General features: G+C 65.1%; 14 protein-coding genes. 3 read left to right on the forward strand and 11 right to left on the reverse strand.

The window, feature by feature from the left end:
• Positions 1-5 precede the first annotated feature (5 nt).
• Entirely contained in the window at positions 6-1,595 is a 1,590-nt protein-coding gene (locus CVN68_RS19120) for a winged helix-turn-helix domain-containing protein (RefSeq protein ID WP_100283603.1), read from the reverse strand.
• A gap of 90 nt (positions 1,596-1,685) precedes the next feature.
• On the opposite strand from CVN68_RS19120, the gene CVN68_RS23430 reads away from it, so the two are divergent.
• Complete coding sequence (locus CVN68_RS23430) at positions 1,686-1,829, forward strand: hypothetical protein (RefSeq protein WP_158298962.1); 144 nt, start codon at positions 1,686-1,688, stop codon at positions 1,827-1,829.
• A gap of 107 nt (positions 1,830-1,936) precedes the next feature.
• On the opposite strand, the gene CVN68_RS19125 is transcribed toward CVN68_RS23430, so the two are convergent.
• Entirely contained in the window at positions 1,937-2,533 is a 597-nt protein-coding gene (locus CVN68_RS19125; RefSeq protein ID WP_100283604.1) for a TetR/AcrR family transcriptional regulator, read from the reverse strand.
• 121 nt (positions 2,534-2,654) lie between these two features.
• On the opposite strand from CVN68_RS19125, the gene CVN68_RS19130 reads away from it, so the two are divergent.
• Entirely contained in the window at positions 2,655-3,866 is a 1,212-nt protein-coding gene (locus CVN68_RS19130) for an MFS transporter (protein WP_100283605.1), read from the forward strand.
• A 191-nt stretch (positions 3,867-4,057) separates the two neighbouring features.
• On the opposite strand, the gene CVN68_RS19135 is transcribed toward CVN68_RS19130, so the two are convergent.
• Complete coding sequence (locus CVN68_RS19135; RefSeq protein WP_100283606.1) at positions 4,058-8,698, reverse strand: autotransporter domain-containing protein; 4,641 nt, start codon at positions 8,696-8,698, stop codon at positions 4,058-4,060.
• Positions 8,699-8,908: 210 nt separating this feature from the next.
• Here CVN68_RS19135 and CVN68_RS19140 point away from each other — a divergent pair, with 210 nt between their 5' ends.
• Positions 8,909-9,796, forward strand: a complete 888-nt coding sequence (locus CVN68_RS19140; protein ID WP_158298963.1) for a helix-turn-helix domain-containing protein — start codon at positions 8,909-8,911, stop codon at positions 9,794-9,796.
• A gap of 427 nt (positions 9,797-10,223) precedes the next feature.
• Here CVN68_RS19140 and CVN68_RS19145 read toward each other — a convergent pair whose 3' ends face one another.
• The 8 genes from CVN68_RS19145 to CVN68_RS19185 form a co-directional block, all read right to left on the reverse strand.
• Positions 10,224-10,502: a hypothetical protein gene (locus CVN68_RS19145; protein WP_100283608.1), complete on the reverse strand. Its 279-nt coding sequence runs from the start codon at positions 10,500-10,502 to the stop codon at positions 10,224-10,226.
• A 354-nt stretch (positions 10,503-10,856) separates the two neighbouring features.
• Entirely contained in the window at positions 10,857-12,065 is a 1,209-nt protein-coding gene (locus CVN68_RS19150) for a TonB-dependent receptor (RefSeq protein WP_100283609.1), read from the reverse strand.
• 33 nt (positions 12,066-12,098) lie between these two features.
• Complete coding sequence (locus tag CVN68_RS19155) at positions 12,099-12,578, reverse strand: response regulator (RefSeq protein WP_100283610.1); 480 nt, start codon at positions 12,576-12,578, stop codon at positions 12,099-12,101.
• 17 nt (positions 12,579-12,595) lie between these two features.
• Positions 12,596-13,525, reverse strand: a complete 930-nt coding sequence (locus CVN68_RS19160; protein WP_233503435.1) for a sensor histidine kinase — start codon at positions 13,523-13,525, stop codon at positions 12,596-12,598.
• A 594-nt stretch (positions 13,526-14,119) separates the two neighbouring features.
• The gene (locus tag CVN68_RS19170; RefSeq protein ID WP_100283613.1) at positions 14,120-15,673 is read right to left on the reverse strand and encodes a carboxylesterase/lipase family protein; all 1,554 of its coding nucleotides are present in this window, start codon (positions 15,671-15,673) and stop codon (positions 14,120-14,122) included.
• Positions 15,670-16,512: a LysR family transcriptional regulator gene (locus CVN68_RS19175; RefSeq protein WP_233503436.1), complete on the reverse strand. Its 843-nt coding sequence runs from the start codon at positions 16,510-16,512 to the stop codon at positions 15,670-15,672. The genes CVN68_RS19170 and CVN68_RS19175 overlap by 4 nt, the downstream gene beginning before the upstream one ends.
• 47 nt (positions 16,513-16,559) lie before the next feature.
• A complete protein-coding gene (locus CVN68_RS24075; RefSeq protein ID WP_233503437.1) occupies positions 16,560-18,974 on the reverse strand; it encodes a sodium:solute symporter in 2,415 nt (804 codons plus the stop codon).
• The gene (locus tag CVN68_RS19185) at positions 18,974-19,822 is read right to left on the reverse strand and encodes an HpcH/HpaI aldolase/citrate lyase family protein (protein ID WP_100283615.1); all 849 of its coding nucleotides are present in this window, start codon (positions 19,820-19,822) and stop codon (positions 18,974-18,976) included. Before CVN68_RS19185 ends, CVN68_RS24075 begins: the two co-directional genes overlap by 1 nt.
• Positions 19,823-19,943: the final 121 nt, after the last annotated feature.

The following is a 19,943-nucleotide window of genomic DNA, read 5'->3' on the forward strand; positions in this document are numbered from 1 at the left end:
CGCGCTCAGATCGGCGCGTTGAGGCCCGTCATTACGACCGGCGGAATGACGCCCGCGCCGTGCAGCCGGGTCAGGTGGGCAAGAAGCCCATGGACGATGTTGGCGCGCGCCTCTGGCGAGGTGAGCTGGCGCGCGGACGTCATGTAGGTGAACTCGATTGCATTGCGTGCGCCTTCGGGACCGGCGGCGACAAGGACGTCCGTGGCCACCTGCGGTATCGCGTCACCGGGCGGGGTGACCAGAACGGCGACCATCACGCGGAGTGCAGGCGGGGAATGCGGGCTTTCATAAGCGGGCGCCTCTGCCTTCAGTGCTTCGCGATCGCCGGCGGCCAGCAGCGCGATGCACTTCAGGACACGCATGTGCGTCTCGAACTCGGAACCGGGATCCGCCATCTCGATACCGCGATCGAAGAAAGCCACCGCAGCGGGAAAGTTGCCGCGCGCCTGCCGGAGTTGCCCGAGTATCGGCAGGGCGGCTGCAAAATCCGCCGTGCGGGCGAAGGCCCGCTCCGCGAGATCCTCCGCCAGCTCCAGGTGACCGCGGTCGACGAAGTAGAGAAGCTTGGCGGCGGCCAGCATCAGCAGGGGATTGCTCTCGATGAGTGGCAGGCATTCCAGAACGGTCGCTTCGATTTCGCTCTCCAGATCGTCGCGCTCGCCGCGGCTGATGCCCGTGAATGGATTGGTGAGGACGAGGCGTGCGAACAGATGCAGACACCACTGGAGCGCGAGGTCCGCACTGGCCGGGTTCTGCTCGCGCGCAGCGCGCAGTTGCAGGCCTTTCTCCAGCCATTCCGGGTTGGAGGCCGATAGCAATGTCGTTGCCTTGCGAAGGCGGATCTCGAGTGGCTGGTCGGTCGGCGTGCCCAGCCCTTCCGACGCCTCGGCCAGATTTCGCTGCAGCGCCTCGACGACATCGTTCGCGGCGCGTTCGATCTCGGGCGTGCGCGGCGTGGCATCGCCGCTTTCGATCTCAATCCGAAGCGCCCGGAGGATGCGCCGTGACTGGACCTCCCGAAGCGTGGCCATGCAACACAGGCCGGCGCCGCCTTCCTGATAGCGTACGTTCAGCAGATATCGTGTCGTGATCCCCGCTTCGCTGCCCATGACGATCACGGCCTGGCCCGGGCCGATCGCGCCCACGATCCTGTCACGCATCTGTCCGGTGATGGCCTCTGCCTGTTTGGCCAAGCGCGCATCCTGCCGGGGGACGGCAGGGACAATCGCCAGAATTTCGTTCGCGGGCGCGCGATCCTGTTTCGGGGCGGCAACCGGCGATCGGGCGGCGATCCACACATAGCCCTCGCCATATTGCGTGGCGATGAATCTGGGAGATCGTGCGCTGTCGCCCAGCTTTGCACGGAGCCGGTTGATTAGAAAATCGATGTTGCGATCCGAGATGTCCGAATCCGTCGATGCAATCGCGTCGAGCAATTGGCTGCGCCGCATCAGGCTGTGCGGTTGCCGCGACAGCGCCAAAAGGAGCGCCCGCTCGCTACGGGTAAACCGGATCTGTTTGCCGTCGCGATGCGCGAACAGGCCGCTGCGATCCAACACAACATCACCGAACATGAGGCCGTCCGACTGTAGCATTCCAATAGCCCCGCCAGTCGTTGTGTTACGTTTCGAGAGGGGGCAAGTGATTCCTCCCCACACCGGTCCGTGTAATCAACGACGCGGGGCGTGGACACCCGCAATTATATTGCGCGGATTGCCGCCAAAACGGCCCCGCAGGTGAATGCCAAAGTCCGTCGTTATCAACCGCCGACCAGCCAAATGAACGAACGGCTGCTTTTGGCGGCGGTGGTGGGGATGTCAAATGACTGAAATCGGGCGCAGAGCAGCTACGCGCGGTTGCCGTTAACGCTTTCTGGGCGCGATTATGCGGGCACGCCATCCTCGCGTGACTGCTCTCGTCGGGGGCCTTGGCGACCTCAGAGACTGGCGAGCAAACCTTCCAGCATCGCCTTGAACGCCGGGATCACGCGACGCGAGATCTCCGCGGGGTCGGCCGAATTGGCAATCCACAGCGCTGCGTCAGTTGAAGAGCCGGTGATCATACGCGCCGCCGCTTCGGGGTCGATGTCCGCGCGGACGACGCCGTCCGCCTGAAGCCGCTCGATATTGCCGCGGATCGACGCGATGCACGCGAGCGCGCCGGGCCAGTTCGCTGGATCGCCCAGAACTGCCGGCCCGTCGCGCAACATAATGCGCTGCACGTCGGGCTCTAGCGCAAGCTGGATATAGCCAATATTCTCTTGGACCAGCCCTTCCCAGCGGGTCGGTGCCGCCGCGGCGACCGCGGCCAACCGCTCGGCCAACTCGGCATCGATCTGCTCGATCACCGCCTCGAGCAAACCCCGCTTGCCTCCAAAATGATGATAGAGCGCGCCGCGGGTAAGCCCTGCTTCGGCAGTGAAATCGTCCATCGACGCCTCGGCATAGCCATGCGTCGCAAATGCCTTGCGCGCCACGGCGATCAACTTGGCGCGGGTTTCCGCGATCATTTCGGGACGCGATCTGCGTGACATTCAAGTCCTCGCTTTTCTACGAACGCAGCATTGACATACGCCGCGTATGTCACCACCTCAGTCACATACGAAGCGTATGTAAGTCGGGAACGCTTGCATTTCCAGCGACGAGAGGGTCGACATGTTCGGAACCTATCGCGAGATTTTTCGCGCGCCCGGGACCAAGGGGTTTGCCGCCGCCGGGTTCGTCGCCCGGCTGCCGGTCGCGATGGCGCCGATCGGAATCGTCACGATGGTCGCGCAAGCGGGAAACGGCTATTGGCTCGCCGGCGCGGTAGCCGCGACCTTCGCCCTCACCAACGCCTTTTCCGCACCGCAGATCTCCCGACTGGTCGATCGCCACGGTCAGACCCGCCTGCTGATCCCGACCACCGTGATCGCGGTGGCGGCCTTCGCGTTGCTGATGCTCGCGACACATTTGGACTGGCCGGCCTGGACACTGTTCGCCACCGCGCTCGCTGCCGCGGCCATGCCAAGCATGCCCGCGATGGTCCGTGCCCGATGGACCGAGATTTTCCGCGACAGGCCGGAGCTCAACACTGCCTTTGCGTTCGAATCGGTGGCGGACGAGCTCGTCTACATCGGCGGGGCTTCGGTCTCGGTAGGTCTGAGCGTCGGCCTGTTCCCTGAAGCGGGCGTGCTCGTCTCGACGCTGCTGCTCGCGGTTGGAATGACCGCCTTTGTGCTCCAGCGCGCCACCGAGCCCAAAGTGCGCGCGGTCGGGGGACGCCCGCACCGCTCGGCGATCCTGCTGCGTCCGGTCCAACTCGTCACACTGGCGCTGGTGTTTGTCGGCTCGATCTTCGCCACCGCCGAGGTCACCACCGTTGCGCTGACTCGCGATTTCGGCCAGCCCGGCGCGGCCAGCCTCGTGATCGGTGTCTACGCGCTCGGCTCGTTCGTCGTCGGGCTAATCCTTGGCGCGCTCAACTTGCGTTTCCCGTTGCATCGACAACTGCTGGTGGTGCTCGGTGTGCTGCTGCTGACCACCCTGCCGCTGCTGCTGGTGGGCAGTGTGCCCTCCCTAGTGGCCGCAATCTTCGTTAGCGGTGTCGCAGTCTCACCGACCTTCATCACAGCTTTCGGCCTTGTGGAGCGGCGCGCGCCGCCGGAGGTGCTGACCGAGGGCGTGACCTGGGTGATGACCGGCATCGGCATCGGCATGGCACTGGGCGCGTTCCTCACCGGCTGGGTGGTCGACAGCTTCGGCGCGCAGAACGGCTTCTGGGTTTCGGTCGCCGCCGCGATGTTGGCACTGCTGGTGACATTGCTCGGCCAGCGCGCGCTGGGCAGCGAACACCACGCGGGCGAAGAAAATGTCAGTCCAGCCTAGCCGAAACCGTCACACGGCCTTCTCCTCCCGAAGCGCCCGCATTTGGGCCGCTAGCAGTCAGGCAGCTTCTGGGTGCAAAGGCTTGAAAGCGGACGAATGTCGCACACGCAAACACAATCTCTCCGGGTGGCGTGCGGCCACCCGGAGAGCCGGACAGGTTCAGGAACGGACCTGCCCGCCGGCGCCGATCGTCAGAAGACGATCTTGAAGGCCCCGGTGATTGCGTGGTCGGCATTTCGGGCGCCGAGGACGCCGTTATAGCCGACACTCAGCGTGACGCTCGGGGAGATCCGATAGCGCGCCTCGACGTCGAACACGCCTGCATTCTTCGATCCTGCGGCACCGAGGACAGTAAAAGGAGTGCCGCCGGCAAAAGCGTGGCGGCCGGCCGGGTCGAGATCGCCCCAGGCATGGCGCCAACCTGCGGTGCCGCGCAACGAGAAGGCGCCGGCCGGACTGGTCTCGAAGCGAGCGCCCAACATCGTGCTCATCGTCTTTTCGCTAATCGCAGTGCCCGACAGCGCCGCCGGGCCGTCGGCCTCGGTGAAGGCATCGGTCTTCGCGCGGATCGCGGTCAGGCTGGCGAACGGCTCGACATGCCCGCCCCCCAGCGGCACTCGATAGCCCGCCTCGACAAAGCCCTGCAGCACCGAGCCGTGATAATCGGCAGTCGGTGTCGCGCTGATCGCCGCAAAGGCGATCCGGCGCGTGGTCTCGGTGGAGGTACGGGCATAGCCGGCCCCGCCACGCAGCCCGAACGGCCCGAAGCGCCCCCCGGCATATACCACACCATGGATGCTCTCGATCGAGCCGTTGCTGTCGCGGCGCGCGATGCGGAGACTGGTGTCGGACCAGCCTCCCGCCACCCCGACGGTCACCGGACCCAAGCTGCGATCTAGTCCGAGCACGCCTCCCTTCGTATCGCGATCGAGAGCGGCGGCGTTAGAGTCGCCGTCGCTGATCCCCGAAGCGGCGAACAATCGTCCCCACAGCCCCGAACCCTCGCCATCGGCCAGACGGCCGAGCACGGCGCCCCGAATCAGCCGGCTGTCCTCGACCATGGCGTTGCGCGCGGAGGGGTGGATCTCGCCGGAGAGCTGATCGAAGGCCGCCTGTGCCGCGGCGTCAGTGGGCAGCAACAGTAGCGCGTCCTTCAGCGCATTGCCGTCGGGCAGACTGTCAGCCCCGCCCGCTGCTGCCTTCTGGTTGGGCGTGAGCCCGGCGCCCGCGAGAGCCTTGAGCTGGGCGAATTCGAGAAACGCCGAGGTTGGCGTATAGCCGTCGCGCAGTCCCGCAAACGCCGTCAGCAGCTTGTCCTCGAAGGCGAACTGGCCGGTCAGCCCCCCATCGGCCTGCACCACGACATATTTTCCGTGGAGCACCAGCGGTTGGGTAGTAACTGCCTGCAGTCGGCTGCCGGCGTCGATCGCGACCGTCCCGGTGGTGCGGAAACTGTCCGCGCCGCTCGTTCCGGCAATGTCGACGTTCAGCACCGACCCGTTGGCGAAGGTGGTGGCTGCCGAGGTCTGGAGGATGTCGCCGACGCCGCCGTCCTGAAGCTTGAGCACGCCATTGTTCTGGAAACGCTCGAGCCCCTGCCAAACAGTTGATTCCGCCGCTCCCGACAGCAATCCGCCGACGATCGTGCCCGTCGCGGTGTTGAACAGCTGGTCGTCGGCCGTGCCGAAGCTGCTGACCCCGCCGATGCTCCGCCAGCTTCCGGTATTGGCCACGACGCTGCTGCCACCCGAAATGGCGAGCGTACCCAACAGTGTGCCGGTATTGCCGATACCGGTCGATCCGCCAGTGGCGCGGATTGCTTCGTCGGCGCTTTGGCCCGACATGTTCCGTACGGTACCGTTGTTGACGATGGTCACGTCCTGGCCAGCACTGGAAAAGACCTCGATCGCGTTCGTTCCGCCCCGCGCGACGCCGTCGATGCGGACTCGCGTCTCGCCTAGCCCGGCGTTGACGATCGAAACGCCGTTCAAGTCGCCGATCGTGCTGCCCACCTTGAGAGTGACATCGCCCGAACCTGCGCCGGCCGAAAGGCGGATGCCCATCTGATCCAGCGCGAAAACATTGCCCGTCGCGGTCACATCCATGTCGCCGCTGCCGAGATTCTCGGCGACGATTCCGTTGCTGGCGCCCCAAACATCGGTTGCGAGGATCGTCAGATCAGTAGCGCCAAGGCCATTGCGAGCGACGATGCCGGAGTCGCCGCCCTTGACCTGTCCGGTAGTGGCAATGAACGTCTGGCCGCTGCCCTGATTGCTCGTATCGATGCCAACGGCGCCGCCTTCGACCGTCACGGCTGAAACGCGGAGGTCCAACGATCCGGTGCCGCCGACCACCACTATGCCTGCGGCGTCCGCCTCAGTGCCCGTGACGGCGCCGGTGGCGCCGACGCTGGCCGAACCGGTGCCGAAGTTCCGCACATTGATGCCGGACGTCCCGGTCACGTTCACAGCATCGACGATCACATCCTGCGCAGAGGTGCCCGTCTCGATCTGGATCCCGCTGAAGACCTGACCTGTAACGGTGCCGCTGGAATGGACGGTTGTCGTGCCGGTTCCGAGATTGTCGATCTGGATTCCCGACTGGAGGCCTTCCGCATCGAACACGTCGACGAGCACATTGGTGGTGGTGGCCGCGGTGCTGACGTGAATGGCGTCATGGCCAAAGCCCACGACGGCGCCGCTCGACACAACGCTGGTCGCCCCGGTGCCGTCGCTGGTGGCGAGGATACCGATCGCTCCGGCGACATCGCTCGCCGTGATCGAGATATCGGCCGCGCCGAGGCTGTTATGGGCTCTTACGCCCGCGTTGGTAGCTCCCGCCACGAAACCTGTGGCGGCGATGGTCGTGTTGCCGGATCCGAAATTCTCCGCCTCGATGCCGAGCGTTTGCCCGTTCACGGCAGCGGCCCGAACCTCGATTCCCGTGGCGCTGCCGCTATTCCTGATCGCGAGCCCGGCCGCGCCCAGGCCGGTCACTGTGCCGCTTGCATCGACCCTCGTGGTGCCCGTGCCGGAGTTGAAGATCGAAATGCCACGGCTTCCTCCGGTTACGTCCCCGGCAATCACATCCACCGCGCCGGCACCATCCGCATTGACGAGAATTCCCGCGCCGTTGACGCCGGTCACCGGACCACCTGCAAGGATCACCGTTCGGCCCGTTCCGAAATGTTCGGTGAGAATTCCCTGATCCTCGCCACGCACGCTGGCAGTGCGAATTGTCAGGTCGGTCGTGGCAACGCCATTCAACGCAAAGATGCCGGATTCGCCGCCGGTGACCAGACCCGTCGTCGCGATCAAAGTCTCGGTGCCGTAGTTTTCGACGCTGATGCCGCGTCGCCCACCCGACACGTCGACTGCCGCAACGCGGATATCGGCTCCACCAGTCTGGTTGTTGACCAGAATGCCGTCTCCGGTCGCGCCGTTGCCGGTGACCGTGCCCGTAGCGGTTACATGGTTGGAACCGCCGCCATTATTGTCAACGTAGATTCCGTTATAGCCGGTGACGTTGACCGCATCCACCGTAGTGCCCTGAAAGGACTGCGTCGTGATGACGTCAATCCCGTCGGCGTTCTGACCCACCACGGTTCCGCTGGCGCGGACTGCGGTTGTGCCGGTTCCATCATTGTGCACCGAGATTCCGACGCGATCGCCCTCGACATTATGAGCGTCCACCAAGATGTTGGTCGCATCGACGCTGGCGGTTGCGCGAATTCCGTCCGATCCGAAACCGACGACAGTACCGGTCGTGACCAGTGTGGTCGAACCGGTTCCCCCGTTGGATGCATTGACGCCCAGCAAACCCACGACGTCGGCGGCTGCGATCGAGATGTCCCGGGCGCTGCTCCCGTTGATGGCGTTTATGCCTGCCGAAGTGGTGGCGGCCACCTGGCCGGTCGCAATGATATCGGTGTCTCGAACCCCGTTGTTGCTGACCTGGATGCCGGCGGTCTGGCCGTTCACCTGCGCCGCATGAACTGCAACCGTGAGGGCGTCTGTGCCGGTTTCTACAATGATGCCTGCCCCGCTGAGCCCTGTGACCACCCCGCCGGCGTCGATTGTGGTGATGTTCGTGCCCATGTTGTTGATTGCGATGCCGTCGGTGCCGCCAGTTGCGTCGGTCACATTCAGTTCGACGCTCGCAGCTGACGCGCCGGCATCAATCCGCACGCCCACGCCGTCGCGTCCAATGACCGGGCCGAGGGCGGTGATCATGACCGATTCATCCGAATTATACTGTGCCCAGACACCGTCACCGCGGGCGGTCACCTCATTGATGACCAGAACGAGGTCCCCTGCGCCAGGCGAGCTGCCGGCATATATGCCGTGGCCGCCGCTGTTCACGATCGACCCCTGCCAATGGACGGAGGTGGCGCCGCCGCCGGCATTGTCGAGACCAAGTCCGATGGCGCCATTGGCCAGGATGTTGCCGTTCGAGGATACCAGAAGTTCTCCGGCGGATGCGGCGCTGCTTCCGGTGGTCGAGAAGCGCACGCCCGAGCCGATGAGTTCGCCCGGGCCTTCGAAGCTGATCAGCCCGTCGCCGGAGACCTGCAAGGCGAGGCCATTGCCATTGCCGCTGGCGTCGATCGAAAAGCCGGGAACGGTGGTCACCGTCGCATCATCGGTAACGATTATCTGCGGGACGTCGGTCGCGCCTGCGCAGGTGAAGTTGGCCGGCGGGCCTTCGACGCACTGGGCGTACGCTGGCGATGCGATCGCTGCGAGGCTTGCTGAGGTGGCGAGTGCTGCGAGCCGCGACACGGTCCTGCGGCGTGGACTGGTGCGAGCGAGGTTCGAGATCCGAGCGTTCATGATGGTGAGTCCCTTTGTTCCTGATTGCGCCCGGCTCGGCTCGCCACCTTCCAGAAGAGGGACGGATGCAGCGCCCGAGCCGGACGGCGGCTCGATGCGGAAAGGACAGACTCACGATCAGGTGCGTCGGCCGTCGTCGAACGCTGCGCTGGAATGCAACGGGGTTGCATCTGGTGGTCCAAGTGGTCAGGCTGCGATCGGAGGGCAGCGATGACGAACAATTTTGGAGAAAGGCTCACGCTCGCGCTGAAGGCGCTAACGATGAGCCGTGCCCGGCTTGCCGCGGAGCTGGGGGTCGACAAGTCGCTGGTGGGCCGTTGGGCCTCGGGCGCCGTTCGGCCCTCGGCGCACAATCTAGAGCGCCTCACACGACTTCTTGCCGGGAAGCTCCCAGAACTGACGCTGCTGGACTGGGAGCGAGAGCCCACCGAATTTGCCGCTCTGCTCGGGATCAATCCGCCGGGTCCGCAAAGCGGACAACCGAGCGGCCTGGACGTTCCAGCGGAAACGCTGGACGCCGCCCTGGCGTCAATTAGAGTGCGCGGAGCAGCTTATGAGGGGTTTTGGCGTGCCACGCATCCGGCGATCATAGCGCCGGGGAGATTTTTCCATCAGCATGGCATGGTACGTCGCGACGAATCAGGCCTGCTAAGAGCTGAGCTGGGCGGACCCGATGTCCGATATGTCGGGTCGATGCTCCCCATTGATGGCCAGGTCTTCGTCGCTGCCACGGATTCCGTCCGACACCTTCCCTGCTACATGATCTTCAACATCGTCACGATGCCCAAGATCGTATTGATGGACGGACTGCTGCTGACCGCAGGCAATGCCATGCGAAATCCTTCAGCCTACCCGATCACCATGGAACGGATCGGAGACCTGTCAGGTGACAGGGACGCCGATGACGCCCATGCCGCGGAGCTGATGCGCCTGCCCCAGTTCGTCCAGGACGAAGCGCTCATCTCCCAGGCGATGCGCGATCACCTGATCCGCGATTTCGGTCCTGAGGCAGCGAAGTCCGGGGGCGATCTTCTACTGACCGTGTCCGGGAGTCCGGATCTCGCACAACTCATCGCGGCGCGCAGCTATGGAAGCTGACGGTCGATATCGCTTCGCAATGGCAAACTCTGTTCCCGCCATCAGGGCGAAAACTTGAGGCTCCTGAAAAACCCCTTGGGCGCAGAACAGTAGCATCCTTGCTGTGGCGCTCCGTGCAATCTCACACGAAACGTTGGAAAAAATCTGGGTGGCCGCCAGCGGTCGGGAGGCCTGTCTGAAATGAATCCGCCACGGGGATCTGAGATTCCTCCGCTCATTCGAACTGACGCAGCACGCCAGACTGTGGCGAGGATTGACGCACTGCCGACTCACCAAGCCCTGGAGGCGACTGAAGGCGGAAGTTGAAGGTCGGCTGATCGGTCGCGAGCGTAAGGGACCGATACATGAGCCCCGGGATCGGCTTTCGCAGCTGAGACGATGCGGCTCCCTCCTCTCGGGAGGAGGGAGCCAGTCACGGTTAGGCTGCTTAGTGGTTGCCGAGGCTGAGCTGCTTCATATTGTTGGTCGCCTGGCTCCGCGACGCCGGCTCGCGAGTCTGGCGCGGCTCCACGACGCCGCTGCTCCGGATTTCACGCTTTATGGCGTCGTCGCGGCGGGGGGTGTCCCGCAGATTGGTGGCGGAGCCGTTGCGCCCGCCGAAACCGGCCGACTGGCTGCTGGAGGGCTCGCCGCGGTCCTGCGCGAAAGCGGAGGTCGTTATGACAAGGCCCGAGACGGCGGCCGCGATGACCATGATCTTCGACATTGGGAGGTATCCTCTATCCACTTCGTCCGGCGTCGCTGCCGGCTCGATGAAGCGTCACTAGGCAGGGGAAACCGGTGCGGGCAGTTGCAGCGGCGGGCCGCGCACGGCGCCACCGCTACGCGACGTTGCATGCAACGGTTGCATTTCGCCGACGAATGCCTCGCCTATTTGCGACCGTTAGCTCTCAACCTGAAGGTATGTCGGCTTTCGGGCAGTACCACGGCGACGCTGAACGACCGCTATCGGGCGCATAAGGGACGCGCGGTTTCGTCCACCTCAATGTCAGCTGTGCGCCCATTTGTTGCCATTCAGCACAGTCGCGCGGAAGCCCAGAAGCGGACGCTCGGGCGCCAACTAGAACAATTTTCTCAGCGTAATTGTGGCGGTCCGCCCGAGGGGATCAAGGTGGTCCGGCTGCAAGCGGTTCGGGACGATCCCGTTGCGATCGCGCACCTGCTGCTGCGCGTCGGTGAAAATGCTAACGTCGAATGCTATCCGCAACCTGCGAGCCCACTTCTCGCGCGGCAGCAGGCCGCCGAGACTGATATAAGCGCCTGTGTTGAGCTTGAAGATCGACGAGAAGCGCAGATCCGCCGCCGGGTCGGCGCTGCGTATCCGGTTCGGCCCCTGATACCAAGCATTGAATGTCAGGTCCATGCCGCCATGGTTTATCCCGCCATAGGCGTAGCCATAGGTCCGCGGCATGCCCCAACCTCGGATCGTGTCGCCGCGCAGCAGGTCGAGTTCGGGAGTGCCCGGGCGTAGCTGCAGCCGGTCGCTGAATTTGATGCTGGGCCCGATGCCGGCATAATAGTTGGTCAGCGCGGGCGCCTTGCCTTTGGCGCCAAGGGAGGCGGGCGGCGCCTTGCCCAGTTTCCCGGTAGCGTTCACCGTCAGGTTCAGCGTGCGCTGGCGCTCGACTCCGAAGTTGATCGGCCGGTACGCGACCGACGCCAGACGTCCGGCGGGATCGCGGATGAACAGATCCGGCAACACAGCCTCGGTCTGCGGCGTGATCGCATAGACCGTGCCCGTCTGGTTGCGGATCGTCGTTGCTTCATAGGTGGCGGAGAAACGCAATTCGCGTTTGGCGAACGGTTTGACGGAAAGCGTGAGTGAACCGACGAGCCGGCGCTCGGGGGCGAGGTCCGGATTACCGCCCATAATCAGCGTGACGAGCTCGGTGCGACCGTTTCCATAATCGAATACCGGAACGTTTGGAACGCGCGTCACGGGCGTCGATTGCTGCACCATATCGGGCGCGGCCTCGCTGCGCCTGACGGTGGCGAGCATCTGCACGCCCTCTATGGGCCCCCACGCCATGCCGAACGTCGCGTCGCGCATCGCCCCGAATCCGCTGACTTCGCGCACATTGAGCGAAGCATTCACCGAAAGGTCGCCAACGAAACGCAGTACGTTCTCGCGCCTTGATGCCAGCGGCATGTCGATTGCGACGCCCGCTTCGATGCGCGTGCGGCCCAGCCGCAGATCGGATGGGTTGGATCCGCGTGAGGAGGAGGCTGCGGTCGACCGCGTCGCTTCCGCTGTTGCCGTGATCGCCACCCGGCCCGCAGGCAGGCGGATCGGCCGCCGGGCCTAGCTTGCCGGTCGCAGCGCGCGTGTGACAGCCAACCGCAGCTCCACGACCAAGACCGGCTTGCGTAGCAGCGCCGCGCCGGGCACCTCGCCCTGAATGCGGGCATAGGCTTCCGCGCCTGCATAGCCGGTGATGAAGATCACCGGAGCGGGACGCTCCGCCCGAATCGCCGCCGCCGCGGCAATCCCGTCGAGGCCGGGCCCCAGATTGATATCGGTGACAATCAGGCCGGGCGGTGTCGATCCTGCGAGCGCAATCGCCTGGTCGCCGGTCGCGGCGATCGCGATCGAGCGGAATCCCATCTCCTCGAGCATCGTCTCGACCATCCAGGCGATCATCGCCTCATCTTCGACGACCAACAGGGGAGTATCCAGGTCGACTCCCTCGAGATGGGTTGCCGGCCGTGTGGCCGCGCCATGACCAGTCGGAGGTGTGCCGGCGCAGCGCGATGGGGAGGGGAGGCTCAGGTGCATCGCCATGACTACCTTATCCGATCTTATCCGATGCCGAATGTTAGAGTTAACGCCAGTCCGTCCGCGCGCCACTCGCTCGCCGCCGTGCCGTGAAGCTCGTGCGATACGGCAAGCTCGATCATGCGTGACCCGAAGCCGCGGCGGCTAGGCGCGGAGACGTTCGGGACCCCGCTCTCGATCCAGATCAGTTTGAGCGTTTGATGGTCCAGCGTCCAGCTGAGCGCAATTCTGCCAACTGTGTTGGACAACGCGCCATATTTCACGGCGTTGGTCAGCAACTCGTGCAAGATCATACTTATGCTGAGGAAATGGCGCGGTGCCAGCAGGACGTCGGGACCCGATACCGTCACTCGCTCCCCATCCCCTTGCGTGTAGGCCGCGAGCAGTTCCTCGACCAGACGGCGCAGCGGCGCGCGCTCCCATGTCGCCGCGGTCAGGATCTCGTGCGCCTTGCCCATCGAGGCCAGGCGTCCCGCGAACGCCGTTTCGAAGTCCGCGATCGTCGACGACGAGCGTGCGGTCTGATGGGCGATGGCGGCTACGACACCGAGCAGGTTCTTCACGCGGTGGTTGAGCTCGCCGATCAGCAATTCCTGGCGACGCGCGGCTTCCCGACGATCGCTGATGTCGCGCAGGAAGCCGAGGAATACCGGTTTGCCGAACTGGCTGGTCCGGGTGATCGACAGCTCGATCGGCAGCTCACGCCCATCGCGATGCAGCGCATGAATCTCGATATGCTTGTCGAGCACCGGGCCCTCGCCGGTCGCGAGATAATGCGTCAGCCCGCACTCGTGCGCGTCGCGGAACCGCGGCGGAATGATCAGCTCGCTCATCCGCTGCCCGTTCGCTTCGTCGAACGACCAGCCGAAGCAGCGCTCGGCGACATCGTTCCAGCCGGCTATTGTCCCGTCGAGACGCATGACGATGACCGCGTCGAGCGCTGTCTTAAGCACCGCGCCCAGGCTTTCGTTCGGAAGATCAGGCGCAATGTTCACGTGGATGGCGTAACGAAGATCGGCAGTAGCGTCTATCACCGCTCGGCTCCGGCCAGTCCGGGTGGTTCGACTGACCGGAATAGCGCCCTATGTCGCGGCTGGTGTCAGCGTCATCATGCCGGGAACGTGATATGCACGATAGCCATCCGCAAGTCGGCGGTAGCAGCTATTCGGTGGTGACTCGACGCTGGAATGTCTGCTTCGCGCGATCGGCGCCTGAAAGCTGCCAAGCGGCTAACGGCCCAGAACTTGCGGGAATGGATAACAAACAGCATGCGGCCAATCTCGGCCATCTGGAGCGCTTGCAGCGGGTCCAAAAGTCGACATTTCAGGGGAGGGGGCAATGTCAAAATGGTTGCTCTGACACGGCAATCGCAGCGTTCTTTGCCCATCGGGCCTAATAGCTGCGGTGACTGGTGAAGCTCTTGGATGCTTGCTGATTTTCGACATTGGTGCGCACACAAATCGGAGAAGGCCTTACCAGGCCAAATGTCTTCGCCTTTGTCTCTCCGCAGCAATTTGCGTTAAGGGTAGATAAGGGAATGTTTGCGTTCAACTTCCTGGCTGGACATAGGGCGCGCCGGCAAAGAGTTCGCGCTGCCAACGGCGCGGGTCGTCCACGACGTGACCGGCGAGTTCGAAGATCATCGTTGCCCGTTTGCGCGAGGTGTAGGTGGGCCAATGCGGTACTTCGCGAAAGTTCGGATTGCCGGTTCTGGCAAATGCAATGAAGCGATCCTGAATAGTGCGCGACGCGGTGCGGACATCCGGGCCGGTGCCGGTGCCCGCGCCGGCAGCGTCGAAGGTGCCGAAAACAAGCGGTACGTCGATGCAATGGAAGGCGCCCTGGCGCGGATCAGCGCGCGATACGAAGTCGACCTGGTACAACCACACCGGCGCGCCCGCGCGTGCGCGTGCTTCGGCAACTTCGAGCTGTCCGCGCCAGCTGCGCCCTGCAGTGGTCGCCAGGAAATAGACATCGGCGGGGCTCACGGCCGGCAGGTGGCGGCGGTATTCGGCGACGATCCATTCGGGGGGTAGATCTACCGGCAGTTCGGCGGCGATGCGGGTAGCCAGGTTCGTCCAGTTCATCGTGCGGACGAAGTCGCCGTCGGGATCGGAGAAGCCCCGCATCTCGTCGCGCGCGTTGCCGGAAAGCATCGGAACGGCGACCGCCGCCGGGTGCGCATTGGGCCAAAACGGGTGCCTCCTTAGCGTGCGCATGTCGAGCACCGGGCCCATGTGCACCGACCCGCCCAGGATCGGGTCCTCGGCGTCGAGTGCTTCGATCAGCCGTTCGACCGGCAAAGTCGTGAGCGGCGACAAATCGCTCGGACTCACCCCCAGTTTCTCCAGATAAGCCCGCGCCCGCCGTGTGGCGTTGAGCGGGCCGGAGACGGTGACCTGCTGGCCGCTCATCGTCGCGGCGTGGTGGATCAGGCCTGTCGCGGCGGGCATCGCGAGCAATGTCGTCACCTTGCCTCCGCCGCCCGAGTCGCCAAACGCAGTCACGCGCGCCGGATCGCCGCCGAACGCGCCGATATTGTCGCGCACCCAGCGCAGTGCCAGCGCGAGATCGAGCTGGCCGGCATTGCCGCTGTCGGCAAAAGTCGCAGAGAGTCGCGCCAGATAGAGATAGCCGAGCACGTTCAGCCGGTGATTGAGCGTCACGACGACGACCCCGCGGCCGGCGAGATGGCGCCCGTCGCATACCGGGTCTCCGCCGCTGCCGAAAGCATAGGCGCCGCCGTGGATATAGATCATTACCGGCAAGCGTGCGGCGGGAGTCGCATCGGGGGTCCAGACATTGAGGACCAGGCATTCCTCCGATTGGGGCCCGCGCTTGCCGCGTTGGGGGCAGACGGGACCCAGCTTCACCGCGGACACCGGGTCGCGGCTCGGCGCCTCGGCAATTGGCGGCTGGAAACGCGCCGCGCGCCCGTAGCGAATGCCGAGGAAGCGATTGATGCCACCATCCAGCCGTTCGCCAATGAAGCGGCCTGCGGGGCACGCCACTCGCACCTCGGCGGTCTGGCCGAACACCGCCCCCGCCGCGGCCATGCCGACGCCTCCCGCCAGCACGGCACGCCGCGTCGTCCCGGTCATGGCGTCAGACCCAGCGCGGTGGGTCGGGTTGCCGCCACCGCTTCGGCGAGCAGGATGTTGACCAGCCGCATCCGGATCGAGCTGCGCGACCATACTACGCCGATCCGCCGGCCGATCTCCTGCGTTGGCAGCGGCAGCCGGGCGATGTTGATCCCCTCGGGCCAGGGCGGCGACCAATCCGGGACGATGGACACGCCCAGCCCGCGATCGACCATCACCGCGATTGCGTTGAGCGCGTTGAGCTCGAAGCGCTCGTGCGGGCAGATCCCGGCCTTGCGGAGATACTCGTCGGCGTGGCGCCCGCCCCATTGGTTGCGATCGTAGCGAATGAGGGGTTCGTTCGCGAGCAAGTCGTGCGGGCTGCGATGCGCCAGCCGTGCGGGCGCGAGTACGATCAGGGGCTCTTCGCGCAGTACCATCCAGTCGCTCGTCTTGGGCAGCAGATAGGGCGCTTCGAGCACGAAGGCGGCGTCGAGATTGCCCGCCTCGACCTGGGCATAGAGCTGTGCGGAATTGCCCGATTCGATATGGACGGTGATGTCGGGGAAGCGCGCGCTGACTCGCGCCAGAATCTCGGGCAGCATGCCCATCAGCGGCGTGGTGCACGCGCCCAGGTGGAGCTCGCCACTCAGCGCATCGTCATTGGCGATGCTCTTGAGATCGGCGGCATCGCGCAGCAATTGGCGCGCTTGCGAGAGGATCCGCCCGCCCTGCTCGGTCATCCGCACCGTCCGCCCGACGCGCACGATCAGCGGTGCGCCAAGCTCGCGCTCCAAAGCGCTCAATTGCTGCGCAATCGCGGAGGGGCTGATGTTGAGCGTGCGCGCGGCGGCGGCCATCGATCCCTGATCGACGACCGCTACGAAGGTCCTCAGGAAGTTGATGTCTATGCCAGGCCCTCCCGTTCGATATCTGGCCGGCCCTTCCTGCCGCCGCCGGTGAAGACCGTCAGCCCGTCGATCTGGGCGCGACCGGGGGGCGGGAAGAACAGGCTGGCGATATAGCCGATCACGATCGACATCACGATCGCGATCGCGAGGTAGAAATAGGAGTGGACCAGCCCGAAGATCCACGTGACCATGGTGATCCCCGATGCGCCGAGAATGCCGATCGCGGTCCCCTGCCAATTGGCGCGCGTGGTGAACATGCCGAGCGTATAGGCCCCGGCGCAACTGCCCCCCAACAGGCCGAACAATTCGATCGTCAGATCGAGCAAGGAATGGATGTCGAGCCGCGACAGGACCACCGCGATCGCGACGCCGACCAGGCCGACCAGCACGGTCATCCACTCGGCGAAGCGCACGGACTGCTTCTGCGTGGGCGGTTCGCGGCGAAGTTTCTCATAGAAGTCCACTGACAGCAGGGTGGCGACCGAGTTGATCGTGCCGCTGAGTGTCCCCATTGCGGCAGCGAAAAGCCCGGCGATGATGATGCCCGTCACGCCGTGCGGCAGTTCAGTGCCGATGAAGCTGGGGAACACCGCGTCCACTGGAAGCAACGGGTCGAGCCGGCCTGGGTTCGCGCGATAATAGACGAACAGGGTGGTGCCGATCACGTAGAACAACAGCCCGGCGGGGAGCAGGATCGCGGCGAAGAACCAGACCGAGCGGCTCGCCTGCTTTTCCGACGAGGTCGACAGCACGCGCTGCATCAGCACCTGATCCTTGGGGAAGGTGAGGATCGTGTCGAAGGTGTAGAGGATGATGAAGCCCCATATCGTCGGCGTCGTGAAATCGAAGCTGACGTTGACCAGCTTGGTCTTGTCGAACTGCGCCGCCGTATCGATGATCTGGCCCACGCCCACCGAATGGACGATGAAGCCGATCGCGAAGATCGCACCCGCCATCAGCACCACCACCTGGAACACATCGGTCCAGACGACTGCCTTCATGCCGCCCAGCGCGGTGTAGACGATCGTGCATAGTCCGATGACCAGGATGCAAAGGACGACATTGGCGCCGGTGATCGTGCCGATCGCCAGCGCCGGCAGGAAAAGCACGATCCCCATCCGGCCGCCGACGTGCATCAGGATCGCCATCGCCGACGAGAGCATGCGGATGGCGGGATGAAAGCGCGTCTCGAGATAAGCGAAGACCGACACCAGGTTGAGCCGCCGGAACAAGGGGATGACCCAGAAAGCGACCGCGACCAACGCGAACACCGTCACGATCTTCGACATCAGATATTGCCAGTCGGTATCGAAAGCCTTGGCCGGCACGGCGAGATAGCTGATCGAGCTGGTGTTGGTGGCGAACATGCTGATGCCCGCGGCCCAGAACGGAATCGTTCGCGATCCGAGGAAGAATTCGCTGGTCGATCCCATCCGCGAGCGCGCCCAGAAATAGAAGCCGATCCCCAGCATTCCGGCGAGGTAGGTGCCGATGATCGACCAATCGAGCCAGCCGAGCGGGCGACGCTGGAGCTCGAGCTCGGCGATCGCGGCGGTCAGGCGGTCGCCCTCGGCCCGCAATGTCATGATGCCGTTGCCGAACGCGACCGCCGCGGTCCCCGTCGCCACTTTGTGGCCCAGCGGGGCCCAGGCATCGGTGATGGCGCTGTAGCTGAGCCATTCCGCGCCCTCTCCCGAACCGACAAGATAGAGGAGATACGCCTGCCCGATCGCCCGCGACGATCCGGCGACGACTGCGCCGGGGGCGGGCGTGCGCTCGACCCAGCCTTCCTTGCTCGTCCATTGCAGCTGACGGTCGCCCGACGCGCCACGCAGCGTCAGGAACAGCGCCGGCCCGCGTGCGGCGAGCGCGACCGGCGCGCCGGCGCCCGGCCAGACGGGGAGGGCGGTCCAGGCGCCTCCGGCTGTGGGCACGCGCAGTATCCTGGGCTGCCCCGCAGCATCCATGCCGGCGACGACCAGGGCATCGGCCAGCCAGGCGCCCTGCACCCCGGCCAGCGCCAGCGGGAGAGGAGGCAAGGGTCGCGCCCGCAGCGTTGCGCCTTCACGCGCGATCACGGCGACGCTCTCGATCCCTTTGGCCGTGCCGATGAGCGCCGCGCTGCGCCGGCCATCGCTGACAGCGCCGAGGAGTTGCTGAAACTCGCCCGCGTCCAGGCGCTCCCAGGCCGAGCTGTCGGCGCGCAGCATCGCCGCGACGCCCCCGCGAATGACCACGGGCCTGCCGTCGAGTGCCACCAGGATCGGCTGACCTTCACCGGGAAGCCCGGCTAGCGCGGGCAGCGAACGCGTCTTGACCGCAGTGACGCCTTCGTTCGCGAAAGCGGGTGTGGTCCAGGTCGCGAGCAGGATCGCGAACAGCGCAATCAGCCGCCGGACGGTCCAGATCATCATGGTTCTTGCCCCGGTCCGGCCGCTGCTAGCATTGTCTCGGCCTGCTGGATCGCGGGCCGATCGATCATCTCGCCATCGAGCGTGAATGCGCCGCGCCCGTCCAATTCCGCGGCACGCGCCGCCGCGACGATCCGGCGCGCGCGATCGAGCGTTGCCTGGTCCAGGCCGAACACGGCATTGGCGATGGCGATCTGCTTCGGATGCACGCAGCTCTTGCCCAGATAGCCCAGGCTGCGCGCCAGCTCCGCCTCCGTGCGATAGCCTTGCTCGTCGCCCAGATCGGGCCAGGCGCCGTCATAGGCGAAGCACCCGGCTTCGCCCGCGGCCAGGCGAATCGACCATAGAGCGGCGTGGACATGCTCCTGCCGCCGCCGCTCGATGCCCAGCGATGCGAACAGATCGTTCAACCCCACCTGCAACCCGACCACCATGGGATGCGCGCTCGCGATCTCGGCGGCGCGTGCCAGCCCGCGCGGGGTCTCGATGTTGACGAGCAATTTCGGAGGAGCTTCGGCGGCCGCGGCCATGCGTTCCGCGGCCGCGCGTACGGCGGCGCCATCGTCGCATTTGGGCAGGTTGATCAGGTCGATCCGGCCGCGCAGCACGCTGGCGACGTCCTCGTTGAAATGCGCGGTGTCCGGCGCATTGACCCGGACGATGATCACCTTGGAGGTCGCGCCCGCCACGTCGCTCGCCAGGAACTCGCCGAGCTGCGTGCGTGCCGAAGCCTTGGCGTCCTCAGGCACGGCATCTTCGAGGTCGAACGCAATCGCATCGGCATCGCTCGCCAAGGCCTTGGCGAAGAAATCGGCGCGCGTGGCCGGGACGAACAACTTACTGCGCACCGATTGTCCCCTCCATAGTCCCCCGCTTCGCGTATCGGACCGCAGGAAAGCTATCGTGTAGGACTGCGGACGCGCAAGTCTGAACCGGGAAACCACGCGAAACCTGTGGTGTGAACGCAGC

It is taken from the genome of Sphingomonas psychrotolerans (assembly GCF_002796605.1).
Classification (GTDB): Bacteria; Pseudomonadota; Alphaproteobacteria; order Sphingomonadales; family Sphingomonadaceae; genus Sphingomonas; species Sphingomonas psychrotolerans.

Coding starts and splice junctions, on each gene's coding strand:
- CVN68_RS19120 (WP_100283603.1), bottom strand. CDS start 1,595: ATGCTACAGTCGGACGGCCTCATGTTCGGTGATGTTGTGTTGGATCGC.
- CVN68_RS19125 (WP_100283604.1), bottom strand. CDS start 2,533: ATGTCACGCAGATCGCGTCCCGAAATGATCGCGGAAACCCGCGCCAAG.
- CVN68_RS19130 (WP_100283605.1), top strand. CDS start 2,655: ATGTTCGGAACCTATCGCGAGATTTTTCGCGCGCCCGGGACCAAGGGG.
- CVN68_RS19135 (WP_100283606.1), bottom strand. CDS start 8,698: ATGAACGCTCGGATCTCGAACCTCGCTCGCACCAGTCCACGCCGCAGG.
- CVN68_RS19140 (WP_158298963.1), top strand. CDS start 8,909: ATGACGAACAATTTTGGAGAAAGGCTCACGCTCGCGCTGAAGGCGCTA.
- CVN68_RS19145 (WP_100283608.1), bottom strand. CDS start 10,502: ATGTCGAAGATCATGGTCATCGCGGCCGCCGTCTCGGGCCTTGTCATA.
- CVN68_RS19155 (WP_100283610.1), bottom strand. CDS start 12,578: ATGGCGATGCACCTGAGCCTCCCCTCCCCATCGCGCTGCGCCGGCACA.
- CVN68_RS19170 (WP_100283613.1), bottom strand. CDS start 15,673: ATGACCGGGACGACGCGGCGTGCCGTGCTGGCGGGAGGCGTCGGCATG.
- CVN68_RS19175 (WP_233503436.1), bottom strand. CDS start 16,512: ATGGCCGCCGCCGCGCGCACGCTCAACATCAGCCCCTCCGCGATTGCG.
- CVN68_RS24075 (WP_233503437.1), bottom strand. CDS start 18,974: ATGATCTGGACCGTCCGGCGGCTGATTGCGCTGTTCGCGATCCTGCTC.